This is a genomic window from Massilia jejuensis, assembly GCF_042656795.1.
GTDB lineage: Bacteria > Pseudomonadota > Gammaproteobacteria > Burkholderiales > Burkholderiaceae_D > Telluria > Telluria jejuensis.
In genome coordinates this window covers 1-3,001 of the sequence record NZ_JBHSMS010000031.1, presented here as the reverse complement: position 1 = coordinate 3,001, position 3,001 = coordinate 1, and the positions used below count along the sequence as shown (strand labels likewise).

The 3,001-nt window shown below is 54.2% G+C and carries 3 protein-coding genes; all 3 read right to left on the bottom strand.

Features of this window, described 5'->3' with window-relative positions; genetic code table 11:
• Window positions 1–61 precede the first annotated feature (61 nt).
• The gene (locus tag ACFPOU_RS09590; RefSeq protein ID WP_379719880.1) at window positions 62–1,570 is read right to left on the bottom strand and encodes a putative bifunctional diguanylate cyclase/phosphodiesterase; all 1,509 of its coding nucleotides are present in this window, start codon (window positions 1,568–1,570) and stop codon (window positions 62–64) included.
• Between the two features lie 13 nt (window positions 1,571–1,583).
• Entirely contained in the window at window positions 1,584–2,414 is an 831-nt protein-coding gene (locus tag ACFPOU_RS09585; protein WP_379719877.1) for a substrate-binding domain-containing protein, read from the bottom strand.
• 246 nt (window positions 2,415–2,660) lie between these two features.
• The coding region (locus tag ACFPOU_RS09580) for an integrase core domain-containing protein (protein ID WP_379719874.1) at window positions 2,661–3,001 on the bottom strand (341 nt) is incomplete at its 5' end.

Genomic DNA, 3,001 nt, shown 5'->3' with positions numbered 1-3,001 from the left:
ATTGAACAATCCTTTCGGCATTATTTCATGACCCCGTTCCACACAGAAATTCTGACAGGCTCTATTCGAGGAAGAATTCGTTATTCTCCAGCGCGGCTTGCAACGCATTATCCATCTGCAGATCATGCACCGCCTTGGAACTCATGTCTGCATGGAAATACTGATAATTGTTCCGTCCCTGCCCTTTGGCGTAATACATGGCAGCGTCGGCATTCTTGAGCAGATCATCGAGATCCTCGCCATCACGGGGGTACACGGCAATCCCGATGCTGGTCGATATGCGCAGCTCGTGGCCCTGGATGCTGAACGGCTTGGCCATCGACTCGACAATCTTGCTGGCCACCGACCCTGCGTTGTCAGGCATGTCGATGCTGTTGAGCACAGCGGTAAATTCGTCCCCTCCCATACGGCAGATGACGTCGGACTCACGTATGCACTGCTCAAGACGCTTCGCCACGAGGACTAGCAACTCGTCGCCGATGGCATGCCCTAAGCTATCGTTAATTGTCTTGAAACGGTCCAGGTCCAAAAACAACACCCCCGCATGCTTTTTCATGAAGCGTGCATCAATCATCGCCTTCGACAGTTTCTTCCTGAACAGGGCGCGGTTGGGCAGGCCGGTCAAGGTGTCATGAAACGCGATGTGCTGCAGGCGGTTCTGAGCGGCCTTGCGGTCGGTCACGTCATGAAACACCATCACTGCGCCTAGGACGGAACCGTCTGTACGGCGAATTGGTGCTGCCGAGTCCTCGATGTGGAATTCTTGCTGATCGGTGTGGCGCACCAAGATTGTATGGTTCTCCATCTCGACGATCTGGTTCTTCTCCAAGCATTCCTGGATCGGATTCGTAGCGGGCAGACGGGATTTCTCGTTGTAGATTTTAAAGACGTCATCCATGGCCCGGCCAAACGCTTGGGCAGTGGTCCAGCCGGTCAGTCGCTCGGCAATCGGATTCAGGTACTCGATGCGCATCTGGGCATCGGTAGTGATCACGGCGTCACCAATGGATTGTAAGGTGATCTGCGCCTTTTCTTTTTCTTCTGCCAAGGCTGTGAAAACTTGGCGCAAAGTGCGCAGCGGCAGATTTCTGATAACGACAAAAACGCTAGCGCCAAATACGGAGCTTGCCAAAAAGATCCATAGCGCCGAGATGATTGCCGGGCGCAACGAGCGCTGCACTTGGATGGTACCTACCTGCCTGCCGGAATCGAACAACGGTGCCCGTCCGGCGATCAAAGGCGGCTTCAGTTCGTCAAGGCTTTGCGCTATTAACCTGTTGTCCGGGCCAAAAACGCTACGAATCTCATTTCGATTGCCGATATCGGATCGCCGGGCCAGGAGTTCTTCGAGGCGTAGAGTTTCAAACACCCATAGGTCTGGATTGGTATTGATAAGTTGCCCAACGATGCGTCCGTTGATTTCCGCTTCGATAACGACGGCTGCCTGCTCGTGGCGATAATCGGAAACCCATGACAGGATCGGTGGGACCGCGCTGACTGCAAGGGCAATGATGATAGCCAAGTGAGTCAGAACCGCCAGCACGCGTTTGTTACTCGAACCGGGCTGCATGAGATTCGCCAGTTTAAGGCGCTACGCTCGCTTTGTGCCCGGTCTGCTTCAGGATTTCCAATCCTCGCGCAGAGCGCAGGAACTGGACGAAGTGCTTGGCCCCAGCCGACGCATTCGCTCCGATCGCGACGTACAGGTCCTTCGTATGCGGATACGTACCGTTGGTAAGCGTTTGCACAGTCGGCTTTACGCCATCGAGCGGCAGGATATTGAAATTGCGATTTTCAGAAAGCACCAGCGATAAGGTCGATGTGGCAAATGCACCTGGCGATTTTTCGACCTGATCAGCCGAATCCGAATCAGTGACTGCCAGCGCCATGCCGCTCCTGGCATGGGCGGCCATGACAGCTGCCTCAATCTCGGGTGAAAGTTTGATCAGTTGCTTGGTATCGCTATCGCCCTTGGGGCGCAGAACCAGGCGGATTGGTTGACCATTGGACCACGTTGCCTGCTTACCAGAATACATTGCCGCGATTGATTCCTTTGTCAACGGCTGGATTGGCGTTTTGCCGTGGCTAATGAAGATAAACGCAGTTGTGCCGTACTTTCGTGCAGACAAGCCTGCAGCTTTCTCTTCAGGGTTGACATCCCGCGCGCTGACGGCAATGTCCAGGGCCCCGCCTTGAAGAGCCTTGAGGCCGCCGGAGGAACCCAAGCTAGGCAGTACCTTGACACTATGCTCGCGATGCGCTTGCTGGAACGCGTTGCCTATGAGCTGCATGGTGCCCAGTGAGGCGCCGGTGCCACCGATACGGATCGTTTCAGCAAGGGCGGAAGACTCAGCACCAGCAAGGAGAACGGAAAAGGCGAAAGTGTGAACTTGTAAATGCCGACGGCGTTTCAAAATGCTCTCCTAAATATCCCAAATAACATACTCAGAATAGCTATTAAATTCCCGCAATGCAACTTTTTCCGTCGCAATTGAACCTAATTCGACAATTAGGAGACATATCATGGGCTTGCTAAAAAGTGATGATGGATGGGGTTTCCGGATGAGATGTGGGAGCAGATAGGGCCGCTCCTGCCGCCACGTAAGCCCCATCCGCTGGGTGGGCATTGAGGTGTACTGTCAATAGCGGACACTCGTGTTTCAAGCCGCCTGCGCCTGTTTGCTAAAGGATTCAGCGAACAACGCTGGCGGAACATTGCCAAGGCGTGAGTGACGGCGCTGGCGGTTATAAAAGCTTTCAATGTATTCCTGGATTGCGGACTGCGCATCGGCCCGCGTGGCATAGCGCTGATGATGCACCAACTCGTTTTTCAAGCTGCCCCAGAAGCTTTCCATCGGGGCGTTATCATAGCAGTTGCCTTTGCGCGACATCGAGGCTTTCATGCCGAATTGCTCGACCAGCTTGCGATAGTCATAAGCGCAATATTGGCTTCCCCTGTCCGAGTGGTGAATCAATCCCGGAGCTGGCCGCTTATTGGTGG

Bases quoted from the DNA above. Each gene is read 5' to 3' on its own strand.
- ACFPOU_RS09590 (WP_379719880.1), bottom strand. From the start codon at position 1,570: ATGCAGCCCGGTTCGAGTAACAAACGCGTGCTGGCGGTTCTGACTCAC.